This window comes from Mesorhizobium sp. M7D.F.Ca.US.004.03.1.1 (assembly GCF_003998635.1).
GTDB classification, from domain to species: Bacteria; Pseudomonadota; Alphaproteobacteria; order Rhizobiales; family Rhizobiaceae; genus Mesorhizobium; species Mesorhizobium loti.
On sequence record NZ_RZQG01000498.1, the window covers coordinates 1 to 4,466 of the forward strand.

At 63.3% G+C, this 4,466-nt stretch carries 5 protein-coding genes; 4 read left to right on the forward strand and 1 reads right to left on the reverse strand.

Annotation, left to right across the window (positions count from 1 at the left end; translation table 11 throughout):
* The 4 genes from ispG to EN935_RS23810 form a co-directional block, all read left to right on the forward strand.
* Positions 1-1,232 (forward strand): flavodoxin-dependent (E)-4-hydroxy-3-methylbut-2-enyl-diphosphate synthase (ispG, locus tag EN935_RS23795; protein ID WP_127373662.1); only part of this gene is annotated, 1,232 nt, incomplete at its 5' end.
* A gap of 5 nt (positions 1,233-1,237) precedes the next feature.
* Positions 1,238-2,092: a lytic transglycosylase domain-containing protein gene (locus EN935_RS23800; protein ID WP_109664957.1), complete on the forward strand. Its 855-nt coding sequence runs from the start codon at positions 1,238-1,240 to the stop codon at positions 2,090-2,092.
* Positions 2,093-2,138: 46 nt separating this feature from the next.
* A complete protein-coding gene (locus tag EN935_RS23805; RefSeq protein WP_109664961.1) occupies positions 2,139-2,690 on the forward strand; it encodes a chloramphenicol phosphotransferase in 552 nt (183 codons plus the stop codon).
* Between the two features lie 60 nt (positions 2,691-2,750).
* On the forward strand, positions 2,751-3,503 hold the full coding sequence (locus EN935_RS23810) for a Stf0 family sulfotransferase (RefSeq protein ID WP_164757545.1): 753 nt from the start codon (positions 2,751-2,753) through the stop codon (positions 3,501-3,503).
* 17 nt (positions 3,504-3,520) lie between these two features.
* Here EN935_RS23810 and EN935_RS23815 read toward each other — a convergent pair.
* Positions 3,521-4,466: response regulator (locus tag EN935_RS23815; RefSeq protein WP_164771294.1), on the reverse strand; the 946-nt coding region annotated here is incomplete at its 5' end.

Sequence of the window (4,466 nt, forward strand, 5' to 3'; positions counted from 1 at the left end):
CTCTTTTTCCCCGCCGCACCTCGGTCGGCGTCGACGTCGGCGGCGTGGTCGTCGGTGGCGGCGCGCCCGTTGTCGTGCAGTCGATGACCAACACCGACACGGCCGATGTCGACCAGACGGTTGCGCAAGTCGCAGCACTCCACCGGGCCGGCTCGGAGATCGTGCGCATCACCGTCGATCGCGACGAGAGTGCTGCTGCTGTGCCGCGCATTCACGAGCGGCTTCAGCGGCTTGGCATCAACGTGCCGCTGGTCGGAGATTTCCACTATATCGGCCACAAGCTATTGGCCGATCATCCGGCCTGTGCCGAGGCGCTGGCCAAATATCGCATCAACCCCGGCAATGTCGGCTTCAAGGACAAGAAGGACCGGCAGTTCGCCGCGATTGTCGAGATGGCGATCAAACACGACAAGCCGGTGCGCATCGGGGTCAACTGGGGCTCGCTCGACCAGGAGCTTTTGACTCGGTTGATGGACGACAACCAGGACAAGGGTTTTCCGCTGACCGCGCAAGAGGTGACGCGCGAGGCGATCGTGCAGTCGGCGATCCTTTCGGCCGAGATGGCGGAAGAGATCGGCCTTGGCCGCGAGAAAATCATCCTGTCGGCCAAGGTCAGCGGCGTGCAGGACCTGATCGCCGTCTATACCGAGCTCGCCACCCGCTCCAACCACGCGCTGCATCTCGGCCTCACCGAGGCCGGCATGGGCTCGAAAGGCATCGTCGCTTCGTCGGCCGCGATGGGCATCCTGCTGCAGCAAGGCATCGGCGACACCATTCGCATCTCGCTGACGCCGGAGCCGAACGGCGACCGAACGCGTGAGGTGCAGGTGTCGCAGGAGTTGCTGCAGACCATGGGGTTCAGGCAGTTCGTGCCGATCGTCGCCGCTTGCCCGGGCTGCGGCCGCACGACCTCGACCGTGTTCCAGGAACTTGCCCAGAACATCCAGGCGGATCTGCGCAAGAACATGCCGGTGTGGCGCGAAAAATATCCAGGCGTCGAGAACCTCAAGGTCGCCGTGATGGGTTGCATCGTCAACGGTCCGGGCGAGTCCAAGCATGCCGACATCGGCATTTCGCTGCCCGGCACCGGCGAGACACCGACCGCGCCTGTCTTCGTCGACGGCAAGAAGGCGGCGACCCTGCGCGGGCCATCGATCGCGGCGGATTTCGAGAAAATGGTCGCCGACTATATCGAGCAACGGTTTGGTCGCGGCAAGGCCGCGGCGGAGTAGGTGCGATGCAGCGTTTCCTCAGGGCGACGCTCGTTTTACTTTGCGCCCTGGTCTGCTCGACAGCTGTTCAAGCGGATCCGCCGCAATCCGCCAAGCAGCGGCTGATCGACAGGGTCTGCACCCTGATCCAGGCGCATGCCGATCAGAACGGCCTGCCCAGGGATTTCTTCGCCCGGCTGATCTGGAAGGAGAGCCGTTTCGATCCCAACGCCGTCAGTCCGGTCGGCGCCGAAGGCATCGCCCAGTTCATGCCGGGCACCGCCAAGATGCGGGGGCTCGCCAATTCCTTCGACATCGACCAGGCGATCCCGGCCTCGGCTAGATATCTCGCCGAAATGAAAACCGGCTATGGCAATCTCGGCCTGGCGGCGGCCGCCTACAATGCCGGTGAGAGCCGGGTGTCGCGCTGGCTCAGCTCCGGCGGCTTCCTGCCGATGGAAACCGAAAGCTATGTCTTCGACATCATGGGCGAGCCGGCCGACAAGTTCACCGACCGGGCCTATGCCGGAAAGATCGAGCCACTCGATGCAAAGACGGATTTTGCCATCGCATGCCGCAGGCTGCCGGTGATCATGTCGCGGACCGTGGCGATGGCCTCGATCAACATAAAGCCGTGGGGCATCCAGGTGGCTGGCAATTTCCGCCGCAGTGCCGCGATCAACCAGTGGCTGCGGGTAAGGAGCCGGTTCCCGGCCCTGCTCAACGGGCACGATCCGGTGGTCAGCCGGGTGCGCACGCCAATCGGCCGGCGCGGCATCTACGCAGTCAGGATCGGTGTCGACCACCGCGCCGATGCCAACGTCATCTGCCAGAAATTGCAAAGTGTCGGCGGGGCATGCGTGGTGGTGCGCAACCGGTAATTTGACCCCTGCCGGCACGATGTCTTGTCTGAGAGAGGGGCTGTAGGTGAAAGCCAGGATTATTTTGCTCAACGGCGTCGGCAGTGCCGGCAAGAGCTCGATCGCCAAGGCGTTGCAGACAATCACCGCCGCGCCCTTCTTGCATGTCGAGATGGACACTTTCATCGCGATGCTGCCCGACGCCTTGCAGGACCATATGGATGGTTTTTCCTATCAAACCATCCAACGGGACGGCAAGCCTTCGGTCGTGATCGGTACCGGACCGGTTGGGGCGCGAACCCTGCGCGGCATGCGCCACGCCATCGCGGCGATGGCCGGGCAAGGCAACAACCTCATCGTCGATGACGTGCTTTGCAATGGCGAACTGCCGGACTATCTCGAACTGCTATCGGCCTTCGATCTCCATGTCGTTGGTGTCCGGGCGCCGCTGGAAGTGCTGGAAGCGCGTGAGGCCCTGCGGGGCGACCGAATGCCAGGGCTGGCGCGCTGGCAATATGAACGCGTGCACAAGGGCATAGATTACGACCTCGAAGTCGACTCCGGCGTCCTTACGCCACTCGATTGCGCCCGTCGCATCCAGCAAAGATTTCAGCTATAGCGGCGGCCATCTTCACCAGGGGCGACAGCCCTGCCTTTGACGAGCAGCCTGGGCCGCAACATGTTCGATGGATACATTATCTGCGGCACGCCGAGAACCGGAAGCACTCTGTTGTGCAAGCTTCTGGAGTCCACGAAGACGGCCGGCACGCCCCACTCATTCTATCGGCGGCAGGACGTGTCGGAGTGGGCCGAAGAGTGGAAGCTTCCTGATCGCGACACGATCAGCGAACTCGAATTCAATGTCGCCTATCTCAACGCGGCGATCGCCGCCGGCAAGGGTGGGACCGGCCTCTTCGGCCTTCGCTTGATGCGCGAAAATCTGGATGAACTCTCGGCCATCCTCGACCGGATTTTCCCAAAACTGCCATCCGATAGAGCGCGTCTTGAAAAGGCCTTTGGCCTCATCCTCTACATACACCTCTCTCGGGAGGACAAGCTTGCGCAGGCTGTCTCCCTGATCAAAGCCGAGCAGACCGGCCTTTGGCATATCGCTCCCGACGGCACCGAGATCGAAAGGGTCGCACCGCCGAAAGAGCCCCAATATGATTTCGAGCGGATCAGGCGTGAGGTCACGGAACTCGAGACCTATGATGCAGCCTGGAACATTTGGTTCGCGGAGCAAGGCATATCCCCGCTGCGGGTCGGCTATGAGCGTCTTGCCGCGAACCCGGCTGCGACATTGCTAGGCATCTGCGAAGCCCTGGGGGTCCGAGCCCCTGGCGCCGAGGATGTAAGCCCCGGCGTTGCAAAGCTCTCTGACGACACGAGCCTCGACTGGATGCGCCGCTATCGTCTGGACGCAGCCGTCTGACGCATCTGTAGACGCGGCTAGGCGGTCCTGGCCACCACCGTCTCGCTGAGCCAGGTGCCGATCTTGGTGCCGAGGCGGTCGGGCGAAACGGGCTTCGGCAGATAGTCGTCCATGCCGGACTCGATGCACTTGTCGCGATCGCCCTTCAGCGCATGCGCGGTGACGCCGATGATCGGTATGTGGGTGCCCGTCGAGGTCTCCATGGCCCGGATCGCGCGGGTCGCTTCGTAGCCATTCATCTCCGGCATCGAGACGTCCATCAGGATCAGCTTGGGGCGCAGCGCCCGGTACATCTCGACCGCCGTGCGGCCGTTGCCGGCGATGCGGTAGCTCAAGCCCAACCCATTGAGGATCTGGCCGAACACCAGCTGGTTCACGTCATTGTCCTCGGCAATCAGGATGTCGATCGGTCCGTTTGGCGTGGTTGTCGATTCCGGCACTACCGCGACCGGCATCGCCGGGCCGCGGATGACGGTAAAGGCAGGTGGTGCTGCCGGGGGAGCCTGCACGATCGGTTCGCGGACGAACTGCGCCTTGCCGACCTGCGAGCGGGCCTTCTGCACGACCGAGATGACGGTGCCGAGCAGGACCGCGGAGCGCGCCGGCTTGGTCAGGTGCGCGGCAATGCCGAAGTCGATGATCATCTTGCCGAAATCGACCTGGTCGACCGAGGTCAGCAACACCACCGGGATGGAGGATAGCCGACTGTCGTAAGCAATGGCTCTGGCGACGTCGGCGCCGTTCATGCCCGGCATCTGATAGTCGAGGATGATGCAGTCGACGGCGGCGCCCAGCTGAAAGGCGCGGTCGAGGAAGGCCAGCCCGACGGCGCCGCTTTCGGCGGCGGCACAATCGAAGCTCCAGCTCCTGAGCTGCTCGAGCAGGATTTCGCGGTTGACCGGATTGTCGTCGATGACCAGCACACGCGCGCCGGTTACGTCGACCGGCACGATTTCGTCACGC

What these genes read in the sequence shown, in the direction of transcription:
- EN935_RS23800 (WP_109664957.1), top strand. Translation starts at nt 1,238, where the DNA reads ATGCAGCGTTTCCTCAGGGCGACGCTCGTTTTACTTTGCGCCCTGGTC.
- EN935_RS23810 (WP_164757545.1), top strand. Translation starts at nt 2,751, where the DNA reads ATGTTCGATGGATACATTATCTGCGGCACGCCGAGAACCGGAAGCACT.